The 23387-nt window shown below is 71.4% G+C and carries 20 protein-coding genes; 8 read left to right on the forward strand and 12 right to left on the reverse strand.

The window, feature by feature from the left end; genetic code table 11:
* Window positions 1-44 precede the first annotated feature (44 nt).
* Entirely contained in the window at window positions 45-1559 is a 1515-nt protein-coding gene (locus tag HND91_RS00335; RefSeq protein ID WP_181704530.1) for a M48 family metalloprotease, read from the forward strand.
* Between the two features lie 77 nt (window positions 1560-1636).
* Here the strand turns inward: HND91_RS00335 and HND91_RS00340 are convergent, their stop codons facing one another.
* From HND91_RS00340 to HND91_RS00370, 6 genes are all read right to left on the reverse strand, one after another.
* On the reverse strand, window positions 1637-2503 hold the full coding sequence (locus HND91_RS00340; protein ID WP_181704531.1) for an RNA polymerase factor sigma-32: 867 nt from the start codon (window positions 2501-2503) through the stop codon (window positions 1637-1639).
* A 575-nt stretch (window positions 2504-3078) separates the two neighbouring features.
* A complete protein-coding gene (locus HND91_RS00345; protein ID WP_181704532.1) occupies window positions 3079-3666 on the reverse strand; it encodes a CarD family transcriptional regulator in 588 nt (195 codons plus the stop codon).
* A 424-nt stretch (window positions 3667-4090) separates the two neighbouring features.
* On the reverse strand, window positions 4091-4429 hold the full coding sequence (gene fdxA / locus HND91_RS00355) for a ferredoxin FdxA (RefSeq protein WP_181704534.1): 339 nt from the start codon (window positions 4427-4429) through the stop codon (window positions 4091-4093).
* A gap of 135 nt (window positions 4430-4564) precedes the next feature.
* A complete protein-coding gene (locus tag HND91_RS00360) occupies window positions 4565-5059 on the reverse strand; it encodes an RNA-binding S4 domain-containing protein (RefSeq protein ID WP_343057000.1) in 495 nt (164 codons plus the stop codon).
* A gap of 45 nt (window positions 5060-5104) precedes the next feature.
* A complete protein-coding gene (locus HND91_RS00365) occupies window positions 5105-8479 on the reverse strand; it encodes a helicase-related protein (protein ID WP_181704535.1) in 3375 nt (1124 codons plus the stop codon).
* Window positions 8480-9267: 788 nt separating this feature from the next.
* The gene (locus HND91_RS00370) at window positions 9268-10125 is read right to left on the reverse strand and encodes a DUF3108 domain-containing protein (protein WP_181704536.1); all 858 of its coding nucleotides are present in this window, start codon (window positions 10123-10125) and stop codon (window positions 9268-9270) included.
* A 408-nt stretch (window positions 10126-10533) separates the two neighbouring features.
* Here HND91_RS00370 and rpmB point away from each other — a divergent pair, with 408 nt between their 5' ends.
* Window positions 10534-10830 carry a 50S ribosomal protein L28 gene (rpmB, locus tag HND91_RS00375; protein WP_181705165.1) on the forward strand — a complete coding sequence of 99 codons (297 nt, stop codon included), beginning with the start codon at window positions 10534-10536 and terminating at the stop codon, window positions 10828-10830.
* Between the two features lie 339 nt (window positions 10831-11169).
* A complete protein-coding gene (locus tag HND91_RS00380; RefSeq protein ID WP_181704537.1) occupies window positions 11170-11724 on the forward strand; it encodes a VUT family protein in 555 nt (184 codons plus the stop codon).
* Window positions 11725-11756: 32 nt separating this feature from the next.
* Here HND91_RS00380 and HND91_RS00385 read toward each other — a convergent pair whose 3' ends face one another.
* From HND91_RS00385 to HND91_RS00400, 4 genes are all read right to left on the reverse strand, one after another.
* Window positions 11757-12791, reverse strand: a complete 1035-nt coding sequence (locus tag HND91_RS00385) for an esterase-like activity of phytase family protein (protein WP_181704538.1) — start codon at window positions 12789-12791, stop codon at window positions 11757-11759.
* Complete coding sequence (cobT, locus tag HND91_RS00390) at window positions 12788-14719, reverse strand: cobaltochelatase subunit CobT (protein WP_181704539.1); 1932 nt, start codon at window positions 14717-14719, stop codon at window positions 12788-12790. Before cobT ends, HND91_RS00385 begins: the two co-directional genes overlap by 4 nt.
* 209 nt (window positions 14720-14928) lie before the next feature.
* Complete coding sequence (gene cobS, locus HND91_RS00395) at window positions 14929-15915, reverse strand: cobaltochelatase subunit CobS (protein ID WP_181704540.1); 987 nt, start codon at window positions 15913-15915, stop codon at window positions 14929-14931.
* 193 nt (window positions 15916-16108) lie between these two features.
* Window positions 16109-16732 carry a J domain-containing protein gene (locus HND91_RS00400; protein ID WP_181704541.1) on the reverse strand — a complete coding sequence of 208 codons (624 nt, stop codon included), beginning with the start codon at window positions 16730-16732 and terminating at the stop codon, window positions 16109-16111.
* Window positions 16733-16858: 126 nt separating this feature from the next.
* Here HND91_RS00400 and HND91_RS00405 point away from each other — a divergent pair, with 126 nt between their 5' ends.
* Window positions 16859-17122: a BolA family protein gene (locus HND91_RS00405; RefSeq protein WP_181704542.1), complete on the forward strand. Its 264-nt coding sequence runs from the start codon at window positions 16859-16861 to the stop codon at window positions 17120-17122.
* Window positions 17123-17135: 13 nt separating this feature from the next.
* Here HND91_RS00405 and aroB read toward each other — a convergent pair whose 3' ends face one another.
* Window positions 17136-18284, reverse strand: coding sequence for a 3-dehydroquinate synthase (aroB, locus tag HND91_RS00410; RefSeq protein WP_181704543.1), 1149 nt, complete (start codon window positions 18282-18284; stop codon window positions 17136-17138).
* A complete protein-coding gene (locus tag HND91_RS00415; RefSeq protein ID WP_181704544.1) occupies window positions 18281-18952 on the reverse strand; it encodes a shikimate kinase in 672 nt (223 codons plus the stop codon). The genes aroB and HND91_RS00415 overlap by 4 nt, the downstream gene beginning before the upstream one ends.
* Window positions 18953-19115: 163 nt before the next feature.
* Here HND91_RS00415 and HND91_RS00420 point away from each other — a divergent pair, with 163 nt between their 5' ends.
* The 4 genes from HND91_RS00420 (at window position 19116) to HND91_RS00435 (ending at window position 23196) form a co-directional block, all read left to right on the forward strand.
* Window positions 19116-19307 (forward strand): histidine kinase, encoded by a 192-nt coding sequence (locus tag HND91_RS00420; RefSeq protein ID WP_181704545.1) that lies wholly within the window; start codon window positions 19116-19118, stop codon window positions 19305-19307.
* Entirely contained in the window at window positions 19300-20229 is a 930-nt protein-coding gene (locus HND91_RS00425; RefSeq protein WP_181704546.1) for a site-specific tyrosine recombinase XerD, read from the forward strand. The genes HND91_RS00420 and HND91_RS00425 overlap by 8 nt, the downstream gene beginning before the upstream one ends.
* A gap of 210 nt (window positions 20230-20439) precedes the next feature.
* A complete protein-coding gene (locus HND91_RS00430) occupies window positions 20440-21399 on the forward strand; it encodes an acetyl-CoA carboxylase carboxyltransferase subunit alpha (RefSeq protein WP_181704547.1) in 960 nt (319 codons plus the stop codon).
* A 252-nt stretch (window positions 21400-21651) separates the two neighbouring features.
* Window positions 21652-23196 (forward strand): L,D-transpeptidase family protein, encoded by a 1545-nt coding sequence (locus tag HND91_RS00435; RefSeq protein ID WP_181704548.1) that lies wholly within the window; start codon window positions 21652-21654, stop codon window positions 23194-23196.
* Window positions 23197-23387: the final 191 nt, after the last annotated feature.

Raw genomic sequence — 23387 nt, forward strand, 5'->3', positions numbered from 1 at the left:
CGGACACGTCCGGCGCGATCGGTCCGGGGGCGACGAGGACTGGCATGACGGTTGGACGGCAGCAGGGACCGGGCGGGATCCGGCGCCTTCTGAAGGCGGGCTCGGCGCTCGCCCTGTCGCTGGCGCTCGCCGGTTGCGTGGGCGCGCTCGGCGGCCGGTCCATCGACGAGGCCGTGCAGGCCAACCAGCTGGCCGCGACGCCCCGGCCGGCGAGCCGCACGCCGGAGGTGGACGCCCGCGAGGTGGCCATCGCCGAACGCGAGCACCCGAAGATCCTGGCCTCCTTCGGCGGCACCTACGAGGACCCGGAGGCGGAGGTCGCCATCGCGCGCGCGGTCGGCCGCCTCGTGCGGGCGAGCGACGAGCCGTGGCGCAGCTACCGCGTCACCATCCTGAATTCGCCGGCCATCAACGCCTTCGCGCTGCCGGGCGGCTATGTCTACGTGACGCGCGGGCTGCTGGCGCTCGCCAACGACACCTCCGAGGTGGCGGCGGTGATCGCCCACGAGATGGCCCACGTGACCGCCCGCCATGCGTTCGCGCGCGCCGAGCGGGCCGAGGCGGCCGCCGTGGCGAGCCGGGTGGTGCAGGACGTGGTGCAGGATCCGGCGGTTGCCCGGCTCGCGCTCGCGTCCACGCAGATGTCGCTCGCGCGCTTCTCGCAGATCCAGGAACTGGATGCGGACGCCGTCGGCATCCGCACCCTCGCCAGGTCCGGCTACGACCCCTACGCGGCCGCGCGCTTCCTGACCTCCATGTCGCGTTTCGCCGCCTACAAGACCGCCTCGCCCGCCGACGACGGCAGCGCGGACTTCCTGTCGTCGCATCCCTCCACGCCGGAGCGGATCGCCCAGGCGAACGCCGCCGCGGCCGCGGCCGCCGTCGCGGCCGGCGGCGACCGGGACCAGGACGCCTATCTGAAGCGGGTGGACGGGCTGATGTTCGGCGACGACCCGGTGGAGGGCTTCGTCCGCGGCCGGGAGTTCCTGCACGCCAAGCTCGGCCTCGCCTTCGCGGTGCCGGCCGGCTTCACCCTGGAGAACACCGCGCGCGCCGTGCTGGCGACCGACCGGGGCGGCACGGCCATGCGCTTCGACGGCGCCGACGTGAAGGCCGGCGACGACCTCATCGACTATCTGACCTCCGGCTGGATCAACGGCCTCGACCCCGCGTCGGTGCAGACCCTGTCGATCAACGGCATGCCGGCCGCCACCGCGTCGGCGGCGGCGCGCGGCTACACCTACCGGGTGGCGGTAGTGCGCTTCGGCGACCAGACCTTCCGCTTCCTGTTCGCCACCCGCTCGCTGACGCCGGACTTCGACCGGGCCTTCCGCGAGACGATCGGCAGCTTCCGGCCGCTGGGGGCGGACGAGCAGGCGCGGCTGCAGCCGCTGCGGATCCGCATCGCGACGGTCCAGCCGGGCGACACGGCGGAATCCCTCGCGGCCCGGATGGCGCCGGTGGACCGGGCGGTGGATCTCTTCCGGGTGTTCAACGGCCTCGGGGCGGGCGAGCAGCCCGCGGTCGGCCGCAAGGTGAAGCTGATCGTCGACGGCTGACGGGATCGCGCCGCGCGGCGCAGGGGCGTGTCTTCAGCCCGCGATGCGCCGGGCGGGTCCGGCGTCGGGCGCGTCCGTCAGGCGGAGGCGCCGAACTCCGGATGGGCGGTGAGCAGCGCCGCCTTCAGCTTTTCCAGCGCCCGGTTCTCGATCTGGCGCACCCGCTCCTTGGAGATGCCGAGCCGTTCGCCGATGGCCTCCAGGGTGGCGCCGTCATCGCGCAGCCGACGTTCCTTCAGGATCCGCATCTCCCGGTCGGTGAGAACACCCATGGCCTGGCGGAGCCAGCGCACGCGGCGTTCGCCGTCGATGGCTTCGCCGACCGCCTCGTCCGGCAGCGGCTGGGCGCAGACGAGGAAGTCCATCCGGTCGGATGCGGCGCCGTCGCTTTCGCCGATGGGGGCGTTGAGGGACGTGTCCGGGCCGGAAAGGCGCGCCGCCATGGTGGCGACATCGTCAGTGGAGACGCCGATCGCCAGGGCGATCTCCTGGTGAACCTCGTTCTCTGTCTTGGTGGTGCCGGCGCCGGAAAGCTTGGCGCGCAGCCGGCGGAGATTGAAGAACAGCGCCTTCTGGGCGGACGACGTGCCGCCGCGGACGATGGACCAGTTGCGCAGGATGTAATCCTGGATGGACGCCCGGATCCACCAGGTGGCGTAGGTGGAGAAGCGCACGTTGCGGTCGGGCTCAAACCGGGCGGCCGCCTCCAGGAGACCCACGTGGCCCTCCTGGATCAGGTCCGCCATCGGCAGGCCGAAGTTGCGGAAGCGGGCCGCCACGGCGATCACCAGGCGCATGTGGGCCTGGGTCAGGAGATGCAGCGCCTGCTGGTCCCGTTCCTCTTTCCAGCGCACCGCGAGGGCGTGTTCTTCCTCGCGCGCCAGGTAGGGCGCCTGCATGGCGGCGCGGACGAAGGAACGGTTGGCTGCTGGTCTCCGCGGCATCCGGTTGCCTCCCTGGGGTGCGCTTGATCCACCCCCATCTCGGATTGGCTTACGGACCGCGATCCGCCTCGGATCAGACGCCGCCCTCCCCCTTTCGAAGGAGAGCGCGGCCGCTCCGCGCAAACGCGATCCTCTTGGTCCTGCCGGACGGTCACTCCACACGACGATAACGTCCACCCGCCCAACCCCGGCCGACACCGGCCGGTTCCGTCGCGAACGACACGCGGGCGGCGACCTGACGAGGACGTGAACGGGGTGCGGCGATCCGCTCAAAGGATCGGGAGCGAGCGGGGAGACGACCGGGGCCGGCCGGGCGGTCGCCAAAACGCGAAACGCCCGGCCAGGGCGGCCGGGCGTCTCGGTGTTGCTTCAAGGTGGCGTTCGGGCTTCGGCTGCCGGGCTTCGGCTATCGGGCCTCGACCGGTGAGGGCGCCGGCGTTCGGGCCGCCGGTACCCCGTCTCCGGATCCAGGTTTCCGGGGGCGATGGCCTCTTGGAGGATGTCCCCCAGAGGCTTGTTCCCGGAGCGCCGTACCCTGCCGTCCATGACCGGCGGCCGCGTGCGGCCGCGCCGGATCAGGCGGCTTCCGCCTCGTCCTCGTCGTCCTCCGCCTCGTCGGCGGCGTCGCCGCGGGCGGCGACCCGGCGCGGGCTCTTGTTCAGGCTGTCCTCGATCTTGCGGATGGCCTCGGTCTCGGTGGTGCGGTTCACCGCCGAGATCTCGCGGGCCATGCGGTCGAGGGCCGCTTCATAGAGCTGGCGTTCCGAATAGGACTGCTCCGGCTGGCTGGAAGCGCGATGCAGGTCGCGCACCACCTCGGAGATGGCGATCAGGTCGCCCGAATTGATCTTGGCCTCGTACTCCTGGGCGCGGCGGCTCCACATGGTGCGCTTCACCCGGGCGCGGCCCTTGATGATCTCGAGAGCCTTGTCCACCGTATCCCCGTCCGCCAGTTTGCGCATGCCGACGGTCTCGGCCTTGGCGGTCGGGACACGCAAGGTCATCTTGTCCTTCTCGAAGACGATCACGAACAGGTCGAGCTTCAGACCCGCGATCTCTTGTTCTTCGATCGACACGATTTGGCCCACGCCGTGGGCCGGGTAGACGATGTATTCGCTGGTCTTGAACCCATTGCGGACGGCGGATTTCTTCGCAGTGGCCATTCGGTCCATCCACTCCTGGTGACGGCAGACCGCCAGAACGCACGCAAGTCGCCCGACCCGGTGGCCGGCTTGCTCGCCTGAAAATGCGTCATGGTCGACGGACCGGACGGTCCGCCCTGCCGGCACGCTCTCGCGTTGTTTCAGTCGATCCGGGTGATGACCCGAGGGCGCGAAGAACCGGAGAGGGGTGCCGGTGAAACCGGTTCCGAGTAATCCGGAACACGGCCGTTCATAAAAAAGCCCCCGGAGGGGACTTTTCGCGCGATCGGGACGATATGTCGACTGTCGATGACTTATATAACACGAACCGGCGGAAGTTCAAAGCCTACAACGGCCGGCGTGCCGATTTCGCACACGCCGTCCGCGCTATTCACAGGGTCTTCGGCGAAACCCGACAGGAGCACCCGCCAAATGCGACGTGCCGTCAGTCCCCCTTGCCGGGGTTCGGCGAGAAGAACTTATCCAGCTTGCCCTCGACGCCGTCCATGGCCTTGGCGTCGTCCGGCGGCGTGCCCTTGGACGTGATATTGGGCCACTGGGACGCATAGTCCGCGTTGAGCTTCAGCCAGCTTTCAAGGCCCGGCTCGGTGTCCGGCTTGATGGCCTCGGCGGGGCATTCAGGCTCGCACACGCCGCAGTCGATGCATTCGTCAGGATGGATGACGAGCATGTTCTCGCCTTCGTAGAAGCAGTCCACCGGGCAGACTTCCACGCAGTCCATGTACTTGCAGCGAATGCAGTTGTCGGTGACGACGTAGGTCATGGTCGAGCTCTTTGATCCCGCTCCGCGCCGCCGTGGGCGCGAGCCGAGACGCTGGGTAACGAACTTCGCCCCAGGGCGCAAGAGGCAGATCCCGCAGTGCGGAACCGTGCCGCGGCGGGCGTCGGTCGCCCCGCCTCAGCCGGAGCCGTCCGGCTCGAACCGGTCGAACCGGCGGCGGTCACGCTTGGTGGGCCGCCCCTCCCCGCGCACCGGCCGGGGCCGATGCGGCAGTCCCGCGGGCTGCGGCGGGGCGCCCGGCGCGGTCGCGCCCGCGGCCGCATCGTCGTCCGGGCCTTCGGCGTCATCCTCGTCCGCCCCGTCGGGCCGTCCGGCGTCGTCGCCGGAGGCCGACGGCCTCGGCGGCGGCGGGGCGAGGTCCTCGTAGAGGAGCTGCGCCTGCGGGAAGGAGCCGCGACGCTCGGCGAAGGCCAGCACCTTCAGCACCCGCACGTGTCCGCGAAGGCCGAGGGTGAGCACGTCGCCGACCTTCACGGGCTGGCTGGCGGCGTCGATCTTGCGGCCGTTGATCCTGACGTGTCCTGACTGGGCGAGATCCTGGGCGACCGAGCGGGTCTTCGCCATCCGGGCGAACCAGAGCCACTTGTCGATCCGCTGGCGATCGTCCGCCACGTCAGCCTTTCCGCCGGGGGGCGGCCGCCGGGGCGGCCGGTCCGGTCACTTCTTCTTCTGCTTCTGCTCCAGGTCCGCCTTGAGGGCGAGGAGCGCCGCGAACGGCGAATCGGGATCCACCGGCTTCTCCGGACGGCGGGGCCGGTCGCCCTGGGGCGGACGGCGGTCGTCGCGGCGCTCGGGCCGGTGATCGTCCCGGCGCGGACCCCTGTCCTCGCGCGGACCGCGGGCGCCCTCCCCTCCCTGCGGGCCGCGCCCGCCTTCCGGACCCTGCGGGCCGCGGCCGGCCTCGGCGCCCTGGGGACCGCGCCCGCCGCCCTGCCAGGGACGACGCTCGCCGCGCCCTTCCGGACGCTGGCCCTCGCCACGGCCGCCGCGCTGGTCGCGGCCGCCGCGCTGCTGGTCGGCCCGGTTGTCGGGACGGCGGTGCCGGTCGAATCGACCCGGCCGCCAGACCTCGACCTCCTTCTCCTCGAAGGCGGCCGCCGGAGCGGCGGCATCGGCCGGAGCGGCGGCGCCCGTCTCGGCGGCGGCGTCGGCCGGAGCGGCGGCGGTTTCGGCGGCGGACGCCTCGTCCGGAGCGGCGTCGGATTCGGAGCCGTCGGCCGGCACGCCCGTCGACACGGGCGCGGGCTCCGGCGCCCCGGCGAGAACCGGCTCGGCCTCGATCGGCGCGGCTTCGGCCGGCGCGGCATCGGCGGAGACCGACGCGGCGGCGAGGTCCACGGCCGCCACGACGGCGGGCTCCACGTCCATGCGCGAGGCGTCCTGGACCGCCGGCGCGGCGACCAGGACGTCCGTCGCGGCCGCGTCGAGAGCCTGGGCCTCGACCTCGGCCGCCATGGCGACGTCGGACGGAACGTCAGCGGCGGCGTCGGCCGGGGTCGCGACGTCCGCCGAAACGGCTGCGTCGCCGGCGGGGCTCGCGCCCGGGCGCAGCGGAACGCGGATGGTGCGCTTCTCCATGCGGTAGCCCAGGCCGCGCAGGATGGAGGCGAAGTCCTCGCCCGAGCAGCCGAGGAGCGACGTCATCGACACCGTGACGGTGAAGCCGCCGCCCTGCGGAATGGCGCCGTCCGGCGGCGTGGCGTCGCCGACCGGCTTCCAGGCGATCAGCGGCCGGATGATGTCGGCGAGGCGCTCCAGGATGTCGAGGCGCACCGCCCGCTCGCCGGCGACGCGGAAACCGACCAGGCGGTAGAGCGTGCGGTCGAAGGCCGGGTCCACCTTGATGGAGGTGCGGCCCGACGCGGAGAGCTGGGGCAGTTCGGCGAGGCCCGGCATGTCCATGGAGCCGTGCTTCAGCGCCCAGAGATGGGCCACGAGGGCGGCCGGCGCCGGCTTCAGGAGCGCCGGCACGTAGATGTGGTAGGCGCCGAAACGGACGCCGTACTTGCGCATGGCGGCGCGGGCGGTCTGGTCGAGGGCCTTGACGTCGTCGGCCACCTCCTGGCGCTCCAGGGTGCCGAGCGCCTCCACGAGCCGGAAGGCGACACCCCGGGCGATGCCTTCCAGGTCGGGCGCGGTCTTCAGGTCGAGGAGCGGCTTCAGGAGGGTCTGGATATGGGCGCCGATCCAGAGGTCCAGGCGGCCCTGGACCTTGTCGCGGGCCGGGCCGGTCAGCTGCTCGTCGGCGAGCAGCATCACGCGCGGCGCCAGCGCGTCGTCGCCGGCGACCAGCTTGGCGACCGGCTGGCCGAGCCAGCGCAGCGCGCCGTCGGAAGCCAGCACGATGTCGTCGTTCGGCGCCTTGGAGAGGCGCTCGGCGCGCTTCTCGAGTTCGTTCGCCAGCGCCTTGGCGGCCGCGGCACGGACCGCCTTGCCGTCCGGACCCTCGGCGCTGGCCGTCTGGTCGGGCGCGAACCGGAACCCGTGGAGCTCGCCGACGTGCTGGCCCTCGACGAGCACGGCGCCGGTCTCTGTGATTTCGGCTTCGAGCATGGCGTTTTCTCTCAGTCGTTTCATCAGGACGGAAGTACGACGGTCGACGAACCGCTGCGTCAACCGCTCGTGAAGGGCATCGGACAGACGGTCCTCTATCGTGCGCGCGCGCTCCTGCCAATGGAGAGGATCGGCGAGCCAGTTCGGACGATTGGCCACGTACGTCCAAGTGCGGATGTCGGCAAGCCGCGCCGAGAGCGCGTCGATGTCGCCGTCCGCACGGTCGCAGTTCGAGACCTGCCGTGCAAACCATTCGTCCGGTATCACTCCCCGGCCGACGAGGAAACGGTAGAGTGCGACCACGAGGTCGCCGTGCTGCGCCGGGGAGATCTTCCGGAAGTCCGGCACCAGGCAGGCGTCCCAGAGCAGCTGCACGGCCTCGGGGGTGGACGCCGCGTCCTGGATCGACGGATCCCGGAGCGCGTATTCGAGCGCCCGCACGTCGTCGGACGGCAGGGCGCGGGCGAGGCCGTCGAGGCCGGGCGGCCGCTCCAGCGAACGGCGGAGCGCGTCCACGGACGCGAAATCGAGGGCGGTGTTGCGCCACTGGAAGGTGCGCACCGGCTCGAACTCGTGGCTCTCGATCGCCCTGACCACGTCGTCGTCGAACGGATGCACCTGGCCGGTGACGCCGAACGTGCCGTCGTTGAGATGGCGGCCGGCGCGCCCGGCGATCTGGCCGAGTTCGGACGGGTTGAGGTTGCGGTACTGGTAGCCGTCGAACTTGCGCGCCTGCGCGAAGGCCACGTGGTCGACGTCGAGGTTGAGGCCCATCCCGATGGCGTCGGTGGCCACCAGGAAGTCCACGTCGCCCTCCTGGAACAGTTTCACCTGGGCGTTGCGGGTGCGCGGGCTGAGGGCGCCCATGACGACGGCGGCCCCGCCGCGCTGCCGGCGGATGAGCTCGGCGATGGCGTAGACCTCGTCGGCCGAGAAGGCCACGACGGCGGACCGGCGCGGCAGCCGGGTGATCTTCTTCGAACCGGTGTAGACGAGCTGGCTCATGCGCGGCCGGCCCACGACCGTGACGCCCGGAAGCAGCTTCTCGATCAGCGGCCGCGCGGTGGCGGAGCCGAGCAGCATGGTCTCGGAGCGACCGCGGATGTTGAGGATGCGGTCTGTGAAGACGTGGCCGCGCTCCAGGTCGCCGGCGAGCTGCACCTCGTCGATGGCCACGAAGGACACCACGAGGTCGCGCGGCATCGCCTCCACGGTCGAGACGAAATAGCGCGCCCCGGGCGGGACGATCTTCTCCTCGCCGGTGATGAGGGCGACCTGGTTGAGGCCGGCGCGCGCCGCCACCCGGGTGTAGACCTCGCGGGCGAGGAGCCGGAGAGGCAGGCCGATGGCGCCGGTGTCGTGACCCAGCATGCGCTCGATGGCGAGGTGGGTCTTGCCCGTGTTGGTCGGGCCCAGAACCGCCGTCACGTTGCGGGTGCGGGCGGTCGCCGGCGTCGGCGCGATGGGGGAAACGGTCATGCTCGGATCTTCGGCCGGCGTCTGGTGAACGTCGTCTCGAGGGGCACGGGGGCGGACGCCGACCCGGATCATCGAGGGCCGAACATGTCCCGTCTGTAACACAGGGCCACGGAGCGTGCTCGCCTTTTCTCATGCCCGCGACCACGGTCCCGGACCCGGACGGAGGCGGACGGGCGCCCCGGCGGGGCGGACCGGCCCTCGCCCGGCCATATGGGAATCAACCATGAACAGAGCAAGACCGAATCGCAGTATGGAAGAGATTCAGGGTTCGTTCTCACATCATCTGGTGTCGCGGCGAGTCTAGACCGCATTCTGTTGACTCGTTCGACTCAGGTCCGGAGTCGAGCGACTCGCCGGGCCGAGTCGCTGTCAAGTCGATTCTTGCGGCTCGACTCGGCGGGCCGACAGGTTGACGCCTCGTTACTTGCCGAGTACCCGACGAGACCTCGGCCGTTAACCGGATCAACGAAGCCGGAACGGACGAAGCACGAATCGGCTGCCGGGTGGCGTTCCGGATTCGGACCCCACGAGCGGTGGCGTGGGCGGGGCCGCCCACCCCCAAGATGCAGGCAGGCAAAGCGAGGGTGGCGGCGGCGCGGCGCGCGGCGGTTAACCGCTTCGTCCCGGTTCGGCACGGCGAGGGGAGCGCCGGCGCGAACGGGACACCCATCCCGGCCGGATACACATGATGGCGCCGACCGTCGCCGAACGAAAAAGGGCGCCCGTCGAGGGCGCCCATCTTGGATGTCGAGGATCGGTCCCGGAGCCCGGCCGAGCGCCGCGGCCCGTCAGTTGGAGGCCTTGGTCATGGAGGATCCGTCGCCGAACTGGCGGGCCTGCACGACCAGCATGCCGCGCATGGTGCGGACGGCGATCTTGTACGGAAGCGCGATCGCGCCGTCCTCGCTCGGCACGAACCACGCCTCCAGGTCCTTGTTGTTCTGCATGAAGCGAGTGGATTCCTTGCCTTCCCGGTGACCGGCGACCGGCACCCAGCGGGCGCCGCAGACGATCGCGTCGCCCGCATAGCCCGGCACGTTCACCCGCTCGGTGGCCTTGTAGCTGAGCTTGATGTCGTAGCGGGTCCAGCCGTCGAAGATCGGCAGGGTGCGGTCGCAGACCTCGCGGCCGACGCCGTCCTTGCTCTTGGCGGGGATCGGCAGCAGCACGGCCGACAGCGGATCCATCACGTTGCGCTTGTGGGCGGACGTGACCGGGACCCGGTCGTCGCGCTCCATGAGTTCGGGAATCGCGCGGAGCGACTTGATCGACCCGCCGCCGAGCCCCATGGACACCTGGGTGACCTTGTCGCCCCTGGACATGAGCTCGTAGGCGGCCGGGGTGAGGCCGCGGCCGATCCGCCCCTTGGCGGTGGCGATGCTCTCCTCCGAGGAGATGATGCGGGCGAGACCCGACGTGGAGATGTGGAGCTTGGCCGCATAGGCGCCGCGGTCGACCTTGACGGCGAGCGAGCCCTTGGCGATCCCCAGCCCCATGAAGGAGACGTCGTAGAGCGCCTTGCTCTCGCCGGCCGAGGCGGTGGGTGCGGCGCCGGCGACCGGCGCCGACGTGAGGGCGGCGCCGACGGCGACCGCCGTGGCCGCACGGGCGACCTTGGAACGGGTACGGGAACCGAAAAGGGACACGGGTTTTAAGCCTCCAGGACGCCGGGTCGGCCGCGTCCGCCGGGGAACGGCCCTACGCGCCCCGCGTTCCGTGAGCCATCACGGCGGCGGAACACGACGGGTGGGTTGCCTTCGATCGGATGCGGCGGCCAGGAACGAGTGTCGCGTGTCCCGGCCGGCCCGGACGATCTTCGTGCCGATATGGTAACTGCTTCGTTAACGTCCGTCACCCCGCCGCGCTTCGCGAGCGCCGCCGCGCGCGAGGCCGTGGACCGGCCGTGGCGAGGGTTGACGCGGGCAGGCCGCGCCCTTATAGACGAGCGACTTTCGAGGCAGGGTGGCCGTTCCCGCGAGGAGCGGACGCCGACGCATGTACGGGACGGTCCGCCGACGCGGGATCTCCCCTTGAGACGAGAAGGAATGACCCCCATGGCTCGGCGGTGCGAACTGACCGGTAAGGCCGTGCTGACGGGCAACAACGTCAGCCACGCGAACAACAAGACCAAGCGGCGCTTCCTGCCGAACCTGCTCAACGTCACCCTGCTCAGCGACACGCTGGGCCAGAGCGTGCGCCTGCGCATCTCGGCGAACGCCCTGCGCTCGGTGGAGCATCGCGGCGGCCTGGACGCCTTCCTGGCGAAGGCCGGCACCGAGGAGCTGTCGACCCGCGCGCGCCTGCTGAAGAAGCAGATCGAGAAGAAGCAGAGCGAAGCCGCGGCCGCCTGACGATCGCGGCCGGGTTCGCCCGGCCCGACGCGGAGTTGCCCGTCGCACCGCCTCATCGGCCGTCGAAGCATCCCGACCGGGATCCTTTCGGCGGCCGTCTGCTTTGTCCGGAAGGGGACCGCATCGTTCCGGTCGGACACCCGGCCGCCCCACGACCCGGTTCGCCGGGCGCGCGCGACCGAAGCCGGCCCGAACGTATCCCGGCCCCGCGGAGGTCGGCTGACGGAGCGCCGGACGCGGCCCGCACGGCTTCGCGCCAAGGTTTCGCGCCAAGAGTGTCCACCGGCTCGCCCTCGTGGACCGGCTCACCCTTCATCGGATCACAAGAGGACTGCCCCGATGCTCGCCTTCGACCGCCGCCTCGTGCCGTCGATCGTCGCCATGGCGGTGATCGTGATCGCCTCCAACATCCTGGTCCAGTATCCGGTCACGGCTTTCGGCCTCGGCGAGATTCTGACCTACGGCGCCTTCACCTATCCGTTCGCCTTCCTGGTGACGGACCTCACCAACCGCTGGTTCGGCCCGGCGAAGACCCGGCTCGTGGTCTGCGTCGGCTTCGCGATCGCCGTGGCGCTGTCGCTGGTGCTGGCCGACCCGCGGATCGCGATCGCGTCCGGCGCCGCCTTCCTGTCGGCCCAGCTGATCGACGTGACCCTGTTCAACCGCCTGCGCGCCGGCACCTGGTGGCGGGCGCCGCTCGTGTCGTCCACGGTCGGCTCGGCGCTCGACACGGCGGTGTTCTTCTCGCTCGCCTTCGCCGGCACCGACGTGCCCTGGGTGAGCCTCGCCCTCGGCGACTTCGCCGTGAAAATGGCGATGGCGCTCGTCAGCCTCATCCCCTACGCGGGCCTGATGAACTGGGTGAAGCCCTACGGGAACGCGCTCGCCCGCTGAGGGGGCGCGGCGCACCGCCACGCCGGCCGTCGTCAGGGCGCGGCGAGCACGAATTCCAGGTAGACCGTCCGCTGCAGGAAGGAGCGGTTGTCGTCGGACAGGAGCGACAGGCGGGTGCGCCCCGCCCGGTCCGTCCAGACGGCGATCGCCTCCATGTTGTCGATCTGGTGCCGGAGGTCGGCCTCCAGCACCACCTCTCCGTCCACCCTCGCGCCAGGCTTCAGGTCCGCCGCCTTGATGCGGCGGATGCGGCAGCGCACGCCGTCGCCGAGGGAGAACGACCGCTCCAGGATGAAGAGGTCGTCCCCCGGGCCGAACTTGGCGTCCGTGACGCTGAACAGGCTGTTGTTGGCGACGAGGAAAGCGCCGGGCGCCGGGCCGCCGATGATCCAGCCGGGGTTGTCGTCGCTCGTTGCGCCCCGGGCGGGCTCCTCCGCGATCGTCACGATGGCGCCGTCGAACGGGCCGCCGGGCCGCCCGAACACCACCGTCTCCAGCCCCTTGGACCCGCGCAGGCCGCCGAGCGTCGGCGGCAGCCGGATCTCCTTCAACGGCCCGAGGAAACCGTCCGCCTCGACCGTGCCGGCGAGGATCTTCGGCCGGCGCCCCTCCACGCTGACGACCGCGTCGTGGCCGCGCACGTCGATGGATTCGGTGTCCGCGTCGATCTTGCCGCGGAACGGCCTGCCCTGCCGGTCGAGGAGCGGCTTCAGGCGCCCGTCCTCCAGCGCGACCGGACGGCCCGCGTCGTCGCGCCGGATGCGGGCCTGGAGGGCGAGGCCATCGTCCGTGATGGTCAGGAAGGCATCCCCGCCCTCCGTCATGACGATGCCGGAGAGACCGCCGACCGCCCGGACGGAGCCCTCGACCTCCAGGCCGCCGAGCCATTCCAGCGCGCCGAAGCGGGTGGTCTCCGGATCGCCGATCAGGAAGGAGCGGATCGGATGGGTGGCGAGCGTGACCGTGGGCGGCAGGGTGGCGGCCCCGGCGGAGAGGGCGAGCACCGTTCCGCCGACCGAAAGGGCGACCGCCGTGGAGGCGACGGCCAGCCGGCGGCGGAGCGTCACTTCAGGCCCACCCGGACGGGAGCGCGGCCGGCGGAGGGCCGCGGCGCCGGCCGGGCGGCGCCGGCGCGGTCGCGGGAGCGCTCCTCCTCGAACAGGGAGGCGAGCTGCTCGGTCATGGCGCCGGCCAGCTCCTCCGCGTCCACGATGGTGACGGCGCGGCGATAGTAGCGGGTGACGTCGTGGCCGATGCCGATGGCGATGAGCTCCACCGGCGAGCGGGTCTCGATCTCCTTGATGACGGCCCGCAGGTGCCGCTCCAGATAGTTGCCCGGGTTGACCGAGAGGGTGGAATCGTCGACCGGCGCGCCGTCCGAGATCATCATCAGGATCTTGCGGTTCTCCGGCCGGGCCAGCAGACGCTGGTGCGCCCAGTCGAGCGCCTCGCCGTCGATGTTCTCCTTGAGGAGCCCTTCGCGCATCATCAGGCCGAGGTTGCGTCGGGCGCGCCGCCAGGGGGCGTCGGCGGCCTTGTAGACGATGTGGCGAAGGTCGTTGAGGCGGCCGGGCTGCGCCGGCTTGCCGGCGGCGAGCCAGGCCTCGCGCGCCTGCCCGCCCTTCCAGGCCTTGGTGGTGAAGCCGAGGATCTCCACCTTCACGCCGCAGCGCTCCAGCGTGCGGGCGAGGATGTCCGCGCAGGCGGCGGCGACCGTGATCGGCCGGCCGCGCATGGAGCCGGAATTGTCGAGGAGCAGCGTCACCACCGTGTCGCGGAAGGTGGTGTCGCGCTCCATCTTGAAGGCCAGCGGCTGCATGGGGTCGGTCACCACGCGGGTGATGCGCGCGGTGTCGAGGAGGCCCTCCTCGAGGTCGAAGTCCCAGCCGCGGTTCTGCTGCGCCATCAGGCGGCGCTGCAGCCGGTTGGCGAGGCGCGAGACGACGCCCTGCAGGTGGACCAGCTGCTTGTCCAGGTAGGCGCGCAGCCGATCGAGCTCCGCCGGGTCGCAGAGGTCCTCCGGGCGGGTCACCTCGTCGAACTTCTGGGTGAAGACCTTGTAGTCGTTCTCCGGCGGCTGGTTGGTGAAGGGCAGCTCCGGCCGCTTGCTCTCGCCGGCGTCGCGCGCCTGGTCGGCGGCGTCCTCGTCGATGGTCTCCTCGGCGGCGTCGGCGTCCACCTCGGTCTCGCCGGCCTCCTGCTCCTCGCCGGTCGCCTCCTGCTCCTGCGGGGCGGCCTGCTCGGTGGCGGTCTGGTCGTCGGCCTCGCCGGAATTCTCCTCGGCGGCGGCCTCGTTCTCCTTGCCCTCGCCGTCGTCCTCCGGCTCCTCCGGCTCGCCGCCGAGTTCGTCGGCCATGTCGAGCGAGACGAGGAGGTGCCGGACCGCCTTGGCGAAGTCCTTCTGCCGACCGATCACCGCCTCCAGGCCGGCGAGATCGGGGCCGGCCTTCTCCTCGATCCAGTCGCGCCATTGGGCGAGCACCGGCTCGGCGCTCGGCGGCGGCTTCAGGCCGGCCAGGCGCTCGCGCACCAGGAGCGCGACAGCGTCCTCCAGCGGCGCGTCGGCGCGGTCGGTGACCTCCTGGTAGTTGCCGCGGAAGTAGCGGTCCTCCAGCATCACGGTGAGGTTCTGGGCGACGCCCGGCATGGCGCGAGCGCCGAGGCTTTCGCAGCGCGCCTGCTCCACCGCGTCGAACACCGCGCGGGCGGTCTTGCCCTCCGGCACGTAGTCCCGGTGGACCGAGGCGTCGTGACAGGCGAGCCGGAGCGCCATGCTGTCGCCGAGGCCGCGGGTCACCGCCACGTCGTGGGCGGTGGGCTTTCGCGGCGGCTCGGGCAGGCGCGCCCGGTGGCCGGAGAGCGACGGCCGGTCGGTGGCGTAGACGACCTCCAGCTCATGGTCGCCCGAGATCGCCCGCATGGCGACGCCCACCGCCTTCTTCAGCGGTTCGGTCTGCGGCTGGGTCCGGGCGGGATGGGAAGGTTCGCGTGCCATGGGTCGGGTCTTCAGGCCTTGTGGGCTTGGTGCCGCGGATCCTTCCCCTCGGGGAAGGCGGTCGGCGGGGCCGACCGGAAGGGGTTGATGTGGACCGCCGTCCGGCGGCTCCGCCTCTGGAGTTCCCGTGCGGCGGCCAAGGACGAAGGCGGGCCCTCCCTCTCGCCGCGCTCGAACCCTCCCTCAAGGGGAGGGGTTCGGGAACGCCCTCAGCCGAGCACCATGTTGGCGGCGCTTTCCGGCAGTTCCCGGCCGAAGCAGCGCTGGTAGAACTCCGCCACCAGGGCGCGCTCCATCTCGTCGCACTTGTTGAGGAAGGTCACCCGGAAGGCGAAGCCGAGGTCGCCGAAGATGGCGGCGTTCTCCGCCCAGGTGAGCACCGTGCGCGGGCTCATGACCGTGGAGAGGTCGCCGTTGACGAAGGCCGAGCGGGTCATGTCGGCGACGCGGACCATCTTGCCGACGGTCTGGCGCCCCTCCTCGCCCTTGTACTGCTTGGCCTTCGCCAGGATGATGTCGACTTCCTTGTCGTGCGGCAGGTAGTTGAGCGTGGTGACGATCGACCAGCGGTCCATCTGGCCCTGGTTGATCTGCTGGGTACCGTGGTAGAGGCCGGACGTGTCGCCGAGACCGACGGTGTTCGCGGTGGCGAACAGCCGGAAGGCCGGATGCGGGCGGATGACCCGGTTCTGGTCGAGCAGGGTCAGCTTGCCGGCCACCTCCAGCACGCGCTGGATCACGAACATCACGTCCGGACGGCCGGCGTCGTACTCGTCGAACACGAGCGCGGTGTTGGTCTGCAGCGCCCAGGGCAGGATGCCGTCGCGGAACTCGGTCACCTGCTTGCCGTCGCGGATCACGATGGCGTCCTTGCCGACGAGATCGATGCGGCTGATGTGACTGTCCAGGTTGACGCGCACCAGCGGCCAGTTGAGCCGGGCGGCCACCTGCTCGATGTGGGTCGACTTGCCGGTGCCGTGATAGCCGGACACCATGACGCGCCTGTTGTGCGCGAAGCCGGCCAGGATAGCGAGCGTGGTGTTGCGGTCGAACAGATAGTCCGGATCGTAGTCGGGAACGTACTCGTTGGCTTCCGAATAGGCCGGAACCTCGAGATCGCTGTCGATGCCGAACACCTGGCGGGCCGAGATCTTGAGGTCCGGAAGGGGCGCGGCGTCGATCGCAGTCTGAACCATGGAACCTCCAGGAGGCGCGCGGCGGGACGGTCTGGCGCGCGCCGAACTCGGATCGCGGGGTGCTGGATCCCCGGCTTGGCGAAAATCGGGTGACGTCCGCCGGAGGGCCGCACCCGTGCGGGTGTCGAACAGGCAAGATCCGTGCCCGGTCAACGATGCCGAGGCGGCAAAGCTGCCCGGGACGGCGGCGACGTTAGCAGAAGCCCGCCGCCTTGAGGTAGTTATAGGCTTGGATGATTTGCCGCAACCGTTCCTCGGACGTGCGGTCGCCGCCGTTGGCGTCCGGATGATGCCGCTTCACCAGCACCTTGAACTGCGCCTTGATGTCGGCCTTGTCGGCGTCGATGTCGACGCCGAGGGTGTCGAACGCCTTCTGGGTGGCCGAGGACACCCGGCGCTTGGGCGTCTCCACCCGGGCGTGGGAGCCGGCCGGACGCGAGCCGTGGAACATGCCGAACGGGTCGTGCACCGTCGCGTCGGGCGACACGGTGGCGTCGCGCGTGCCGTCCGCCGCCTGGCCCCAGCGGTTGACGCCCATGGTCCAGGTCGGGCGGTGTCCGGTCAGGGCGTCGCGCTGGTAGGCCTGGATGGCGTCGTCGCCCATGCCGGCGAAATAATTGTAGGACTTGTTGTAGAGGCGGACGTGGTCGATGCAGAAACGGTGATACTTACCCTCCTGCCCGCGACCCTTCGGCGCCTTGTGCTCGCCGGCGAGGTCGCAGCCCTCCCACTCGCAGGGCGGGAACTCGGCCCGGGCCTGCTCGGCCGCGTCGGGCCGGATCCTGATCTTGTCGAACAGCTTGGAGTTCATTTTCATGGTCGGTGGAGTATGGGGTGCGACACCCCCCTCGGCAAGCGGCCACACGGGATCGAAAAAGACCAATCCATGCATGACAGCCGCGTCGCGCGAGCGACTTGTCGAGCCTGACCAGGAGACAGACCGATGACCCGACGACAGGACCGGATCGTCCGCGCCCTCACCCAGGCCTTCGCGCCGCTGGAACTCCAGGTGGAGGACGACAGCCACCGCCACCATGGGCACGCGGGCGCCCGGCCGGGAGGCGAGACCCACTATTCGGTGCGCATCGTGGCCGAGGCCTTCACCGGCAAGTCGGCGGTGGCGCGGCACCGGCTGGTCAACGAGGCGCTCGCGGACGAATTCAAGTCCGGCCTCCACGCGCTCGCCATCGACGCGCGCTCGCCCTGAGGACCTTTCGCCGTCAGCCGGCGAGTTCGTCGTGGAGGAAGGCCTTCACGGCCTCCCCGGGCACGTCCCTGGCGATGAAGCTCTGGCCGATGCCGCGGGTGAGGATGAAGGTGAGCGCGCCCCGGCTCACCTTCTTGTCCTGGGCGATGAGGGCGAGGAGCCCGTCCGCGTCCGGGATGCCGCCCGGCACCTGGTCGAGCCGGGTCGGCAGGCCGACGGCCTCGAAGTGACGGCGGACCCGGATCGCGTCGTCCGGCCCCATCAGGTTCATGCGCACCGAGAAATCGTGGGCGAGCACCATGCCGATGGCGATCGCCTCGCCGTGGACGAGACGGTCGGAATAGCCGGTGGCCGCCTCCAGCGCATGGCCGAAGGTGTGGCCGAGGTTGAGGAGCGCCCGGTCGCCGGTCTCCTTCTCGTCGCGGGCCACGATCGCCGCCTTGGACCGGCACGAGACCGCGATGGCGCGGGTGCGGGCCGGGCCGCCGGCGAACACCTGCCGCCAGGTCTCCTCCAGCCAGGCGAAGAAGCCCGCGTCGTCGATGAGGCCGTACTTGGCGACCTCCGCGTAGCCGGCCCGGAAGTGGCGCTCCGACAGGGTGTCGAGCACCGCCGTGTCGGCGAGGACGAGGTCCGGCTGGTGGAAGACGCCGACGAGGTTCTTGCCGTGGCGGACGTTGATGCCGGTCTTGCCGCCGACCGAGGAGTCCACCTGGGCGAGAAGCGTGGTCGGCACCTGGACGAAGCGCATGCCGCGGCGGACGACGCCCGCGACGAAGCCGGAGAGATCGCCCACCACGCCGCCGCCGAGGGCCACGACCGCGTCGCCGCGCTCGTAGCGCCCGCCGATCACCTGATCCACCACGCTCTCGAACACCGGGAAGGACTTCGACCCCTCCCCCGGCGGAATGACGACGGCGCCCGCGTCCACGCCCGCCTCGTCGAAGCCGGCCTTCAGGGCGTCCAGGTGCCGCGCCGCCACGGTCTCGTCGGTGACGATGCAGGCGCGCGCCTTCGGCAGCACGGCGCGGACCAGCCGCCCGGCCTCGGCGAGGAGACCGTCGCCGATGAGGATGTCGTAGGACCGGTCGCCGAGCGCCACCGGCACCCGGACCGGGCCGGTTTCGCCGGCTCCGGCGCGGCTGGAGTCGTCGGCGCTCATGGGGTCTCCTCGTGGGGCGTGTCGTGGGACCGGTCGGCGGGCTCGTCGCCGGCGCGGGTCTCCAGCGCCTGCAGCACCAGGTCGACCACCTGGTCGTGGGGAACGTCGTGGGACGGGACGGTGAGGTCGGCGAGGGCGTAGACCGGATACCGTTCCTCCACCAGCCGCCGCAGGGTGCCCTCCGGGTCCGGCGTCTGCAGCAGGGGGCGGTTGGCGCGGCGCTTCACCCGGTCGAACAGGACGGCGACGTCCGCCTTCAGCCAGACCGAGACGCCCGCCTCGGCGATGGCGCGCCGGGTTTCCGGGTTCATGTAGGCGCCGCCGCCGGTGGCGATGACCTGCTGGCGTTCGCGCAGGAGGCGGGCGATCACCCGGCGCTCGCCGTCGCGGAAATAGGCCTCGCCGTGCTCGGCGAAGATCTCCGGTATCGACTTGTTGGCCGCCGCCTCGATGGCGTGGTCGGCGTCCACGAACGGCAGGCCGAGGCGCACGGCGAGCCGCTTGCCGACGCTCGTCTTGCCCGCCCCCATCATGCCGACGAGCACGATCGACCGGCCGCCGAGCCCGGGCAGGATGGCGGCGGCCCGGTCCGGATCCGCCGGGGCGGCCGGCACGAGCGCTTCGGCCGGATGAGGATCGGCGAGAACGCCGGGGTGGTTGTCCGTCATGACCTTGTTCTTGCGGCCCGGCCTCGCGATCTGTCAAGCGAGGGGAGGCTCCGGAACCGCCGCGTGCGGGCGCCATCGGCAAAACCGCCCCGGCTTGGCGCGGGCGCCGGCGTGGCGCACCATCCTTGCCGATCGTTAACCCTTCTCCCCCATGGTCGACGTCATGCCCACGCTCACCCGTTTCGTCCGCACCGTCGTCCTGGCCGTGGGCTTCGTCTACGCGGTGCTTTGGTCGCTGGCCACCCTGGTGGAACCCCGGTCTCGCCTGATGAGCGAGCCCGTGGACAGCCGCATCCTGCGCGATGCGGGCCGGGCGCCGGCGATCCGGGCGGAGAGGATCGATCCGAATGGCTGACGGACACCTGGTCGAGGCCTTCCTGGAGGCGATGAGCGTGGAGCGCGCCGCCGCCGACAACACCCTCTCGGCCTATGCCCGGGACCTGGAGGACTATCGCGCCCACCTGGCGGCCCGGGGCCGGGACGTGGCGAGCGCCGACCGGCCGGACGTGGAGGCCTACATGGCGAGCCTCGCCGGCCGCGGCTTCGCCCGCTCGTCCCAGGCGCGGCGCCTGTCGGCGGTGCGCCAGCTGCACAAGTTCCTCTATGCGGAAGGCCACCGGGGCGACGACCCGACCACCACGGTGGACCGGCCGAAGGCCTCGCGCGGGTTGCCGAAGGTGCTCTCGGTGGCGGACGTGGACCGCATGCTGACCGCCGCCCACGAGGCCGCCCGGGCGCCTGTGGAGAAGCCGGCCGACGCGCTGCGGCCGGCCCGCTTCGCCGCCATGCTGGAGGTGCTCTACGCCTCGGGCCTGCGCGTCTCCGAGCTCATCAGCCTGCCGGCCTCGTCGATCCGCCCGGACACCCGGGCCATGACCGTGCGCGGCAAGGGCCGCAAGGAGCGGCTGGTGCCGCTCGGCCCCAAGGCCCGGGAGGCGGTGCTGCACCATCGGGCGCTGATGAAGGCCGCCGGCCGCCACCAGGGCAGCCGGTTCGCCTTCCCGGCCCTCAGCGAGACCGGCCATGTGACCCGCCAGGCCTTCGCGCGCGACCTGAAGGAGTTCGCCGCCGGCCTCGGCATTCCGGCCGCCAAGGTGTCGCCCCACGTGCTGCGCCATGCCTTCGCCAGCCACCTTCTCGCCGGCGGCGCGGACCTGCGCGTCGTGCAGGAACTGCTCGGCCACGTGGACATCGCCACCACCCAGATCTACACCCACGTGCAGGACGAGCGGCTGACCCGGCTCGTCACCGATCACCACCCTCTGGCGCGCACCTGAGACCGGCCGCCCGCGGCTGTGTCCGGGACCGCCGGACCCGGGGCGGCAGCGGCCCGCCGGCCGGTTCGCGCCCGGCCGCGCTTGACAAGCGGCCGGGTTCGACGCCAGTGTCCGCGCCGTCGCGATCCCCCCGCCGGGCAGTGCCTGCCGTGACGCGGTGCGCCTTTCCCGCCGACCGCCGTCGGCCGGCGCGTGACCATTGAGAGACGGATGCGAAGCTATCTCGAGTTTGAAAAGCCGGTGGCCGACCTGGAAGGCAAGGTCCAGGAGCTGAAGGCGCTGTCCCAGTCGGGCGAGGCCGTGGCCATCGACGACGACGTCGCCAAGCTGGAGGCGAAGGCCGCCCAGGCGCTGGTGGACATCTACGCCAAGCTGACGCCCTGGCAGAAGACCCAGGTGGCCCGCCATCCGGACCGGCCCCACGCGCTCAACTACATCCAGGGCCTGATCACCGACTGGACCCCGCTCGCGGGCGACCGCTCGTTCGGCGAGGACGCCGCGATCGTGGCCGGGCTCGGCTCGTTCCGGGGTCGCCCGGTGGCCGTCCTCGGCCAGGAGAAGGGCAACGACACCCAGAGCCGGATCAAGCACAACTTCGGCATGGCGCGGCCGGAAGGCTACCGCAAGGCGATCCGCCTGATGGAGATGGCCGAGCGGTTCCGCCTGCCGGTGATCTCGTTCGTGGACACCGCCGGCGCCTATCCGGGCGTGGACGCGGAGGAGCGCGGCCAGGCCGAGGCCATCGCCCGCTCCACCGAGGCCTGCCTGAAGCTGACGGTGCCGAACGTGGCGCTCGTCATCGGCGAGGGCGGCTCCGGCGGCGCCATCGCGGTCGCCACCTGCAACCGCGTCTACATGCTGGAGCATTCCATCTACAGCGTGATCTCGCCCGAGGGCGCCGCCTCCATCCTGTGGAAGGACAGCGCCAAGGCCCAGGACGCGGCCACCGGCATGAAGATCACCGCCCAGGACCTGATGCGCTTCGGCATCATCGACGGCATCGTGAAGGAGCCCATGGGCGGCGCCCACCGGGACCCGGAGGCGGTGATCGCCGCCGCCGGCGAAACCCTGGAGGGCGCCCTGGCCGAGCTCTCCGCCCTGTCGCCGGCCGACGTGAAGAAGGCCCGGCGCGACAAGTTCCTGGCCATCGGGCGGGAGCTCAAGGTCTGACCGCCCGCGACGTCTCCGGTCGGACCGGGGACGGCCGCGGCGAGGCGGCCCGGGTTGCCCGGGGGGTTGCGTCGGCGGCCGGTTTCGGCGGATGCTGTGAATGTGGGTGACATCCTTCATATGGGATACCGCATACGATCCGTTCCGGTAACGGTCTGGTAAGGGTATCCGTCAAGGATGAATTCAGGCTTGTCCGAGGGGCTGGTGGGGCATCCCTCGTTTCCGACGACCGGGCGATCAGGCAGGAATATCATGGCTTCCACGACTTTGCGGCGGGCGGCTGCCCGTCTTCTCGGCGCGGCCCTCCTCACCGGCGTCCTGATGGGCTGCCAGGCGGACGAACTCGGCTACGGGCCGAAGCATCTTCGCGAAGTGTCGGCCCAGACCAAGGCCACCATGGCCAAGCTCGGGGTGGAGACCACCGCGCCGGTCCTGATGCGCATCTTCAAGGAAGAGAACGCCTTCGAGGTCTGGCGCAAGGACAAGGCCGGCCGCTACGTGCTGGTGAAGAGCTACGAGATCTGCAAGTGGTCGGGCAACCTCGGCCCGAAGATCCGGGAAGGCGACCGGCAGGCCCCCGAGGGCTACTACACGATCACGCCGGCCCTGATGAACCCGAACTCCCAGTACTATCTGGCGTTCAACACCGGCTTCCCGAACGCCTACGACCGGTCGAACGGCCGCACCGGCACCGCCCTGATGGTGCACGGCGCCTGCTCGTCGCGCGGCTGCTACGCCATGACGGACGAGCAGATCCAGGAGATCTACGCCATCGCCCGCGACGCCTTCCGGGGCGGGCAGAGGTCGTTCCAGCTGCAGGCCTACCCGTTCCGCCTGACGCCGGAGAACATGGCGCGGCACTGGAACGACCCGAACATGCCGTTCTGGAAGATGCTGAAGGTGGGCTACGACCACTTCGAGCTGACCCGGATGGAGCCGAAGGTCGACGTGTGCGGCCGCCGCTACGTGTTCAACGCCAAGCCCAAGGACGGCGTGGAGATGTCGCCCGTGCGCGACTGCCCCGTGCTGGAGGTGCCCGAGGAACTGCGCATGGCGGCCGAGCGCAAGGCCGCCGAGGACGAGCAGAAGGCCATGGTGATCGCCCAGCGGCTGGACGGCGAGAAGAAGGCCGCCGAGGAGCGCGAGATGATGATCGCGGCCCGCAAGGCCGAGGAGATCCGCGTCGCCGAGGAGCGCCGCCTGCTGCTGCAGGAGCGCGGCAAGGCGCTGGCCTCCCTGTTCGGCGGCTCCGCCGAGCCGGCCCCTGCCGAAGCCACGGTGGCCGAGGGGAGTGTGGCCGAGACGACGGCGACCATGGCCGCCGCCGCGCCCCTGCCGACGACCGGCCCGAACGGCGAGCCGCTGCCGCGCCGCAATCCGCGCGTGGACACCACCGCCCTCGCCATGGCGCCGGCGGAGGCCACCCAGGCGCGGACGAGCAGCTCCATGTTCTCGCGCCTCTTCTCCTTCGGAGGCGAGGCCGCCTCCACCGACGACGGCGCGCTCGCCGGGTCGGTGGCGACCGCCGCGCCGACCGCCGGATCCGACGCGAGCGCCGCCGTGACGGCGGTGGTGCCGACCGAGCCCCCGGCCGCGGCGGCGACGGCCGCTGTCCCGACGACCGCCGCTCCGGCGGCCGCGCTCCCGACCGGCGCGCGGCCGGCGGCGGCCGCGGCGGCGGGAGCCGCTCCGGCCGGGACCACGCCGGCGGAGGCCCCCGCGCCGGCCGCGGTGGCGGACGCCACGCCGCCGGCTCCGGCGAAGTCGTCCTTCTGGCCGTTCGGCAGCCTCTTCTGAGCATCGCCCGGCGACACGCGAACACCCGTCCACGGCCCACTTCGGCGGGCCGTGGCGCGTCCGGGGCCTGCGGCCCGGCCCCGTCGAGAGCGTCGGCGACACGCGCGCAACCGTGATCGCGGCACCGCGTCCGATGGGAGGATCGGGATCGTTTCCGACTTTCCCGGCCGCCATCGACGGGTTAAGCTCAT

This window comes from Chthonobacter rhizosphaerae, assembly GCF_013839525.1.
GTDB classification, from domain to species: Bacteria; Pseudomonadota; Alphaproteobacteria; order Rhizobiales; family Pleomorphomonadaceae; genus Chthonobacter; species Chthonobacter rhizosphaerae.

Bases quoted from the DNA above. Each gene is read 5' to 3' on its own strand.
- HND91_RS00335 (WP_181704530.1), top strand. From the start codon at position 45: ATGACGGTTGGACGGCAGCAGGGACCGGGCGGGATCCGGCGCCTTCTG.
- HND91_RS00340 (WP_181704531.1), bottom strand. From the start codon at position 2,503: ATGCCGCGGAGACCAGCAGCCAACCGTTCCTTCGTCCGCGCCGCCATG.
- HND91_RS00345 (WP_181704532.1), bottom strand. From the start codon at position 3,666: ATGGCCACTGCGAAGAAATCCGCCGTCCGCAATGGGTTCAAGACCAGC.
- fdxA (WP_181704534.1), bottom strand. From the start codon at position 4,429: ATGACCTACGTCGTCACCGACAACTGCATTCGCTGCAAGTACATGGAC.
- HND91_RS00365 (WP_181704535.1), bottom strand. From the start codon at position 8,479: ATGACCGTTTCCCCCATCGCGCCGACGCCGGCGACCGCCCGCACCCGC.
- rpmB (WP_181705165.1), top strand. From the start codon at position 10,534: ATGGCTCGGCGGTGCGAACTGACCGGTAAGGCCGTGCTGACGGGCAAC.
- HND91_RS00380 (WP_181704537.1), top strand. From the start codon at position 11,170: ATGCTCGCCTTCGACCGCCGCCTCGTGCCGTCGATCGTCGCCATGGCG.
- cobT (WP_181704539.1), bottom strand. From the start codon at position 14,719: ATGGCACGCGAACCTTCCCATCCCGCCCGGACCCAGCCGCAGACCGAA.
- cobS (WP_181704540.1), bottom strand. From the start codon at position 15,915: ATGGTTCAGACTGCGATCGACGCCGCGCCCCTTCCGGACCTCAAGATC.
- HND91_RS00400 (WP_181704541.1), bottom strand. From the start codon at position 16,732: ATGAAAATGAACTCCAAGCTGTTCGACAAGATCAGGATCCGGCCCGAC.
- HND91_RS00405 (WP_181704542.1), top strand. From the start codon at position 16,859: ATGACCCGACGACAGGACCGGATCGTCCGCGCCCTCACCCAGGCCTTC.
- aroB (WP_181704543.1), bottom strand. From the start codon at position 18,284: ATGAGCGCCGACGACTCCAGCCGCGCCGGAGCCGGCGAAACCGGCCCG.
- HND91_RS00415 (WP_181704544.1), bottom strand. From the start codon at position 18,952: ATGACGGACAACCACCCCGGCGTTCTCGCCGATCCTCATCCGGCCGAA.
- HND91_RS00420 (WP_181704545.1), top strand. From the start codon at position 19,116: ATGCCCACGCTCACCCGTTTCGTCCGCACCGTCGTCCTGGCCGTGGGC.
- HND91_RS00425 (WP_181704546.1), top strand. From the start codon at position 19,300: ATGGCTGACGGACACCTGGTCGAGGCCTTCCTGGAGGCGATGAGCGTG.
- HND91_RS00430 (WP_181704547.1), top strand. From the start codon at position 20,440: ATGCGAAGCTATCTCGAGTTTGAAAAGCCGGTGGCCGACCTGGAAGGC.
- HND91_RS00435 (WP_181704548.1), top strand. From the start codon at position 21,652: ATGGCTTCCACGACTTTGCGGCGGGCGGCTGCCCGTCTTCTCGGCGCG.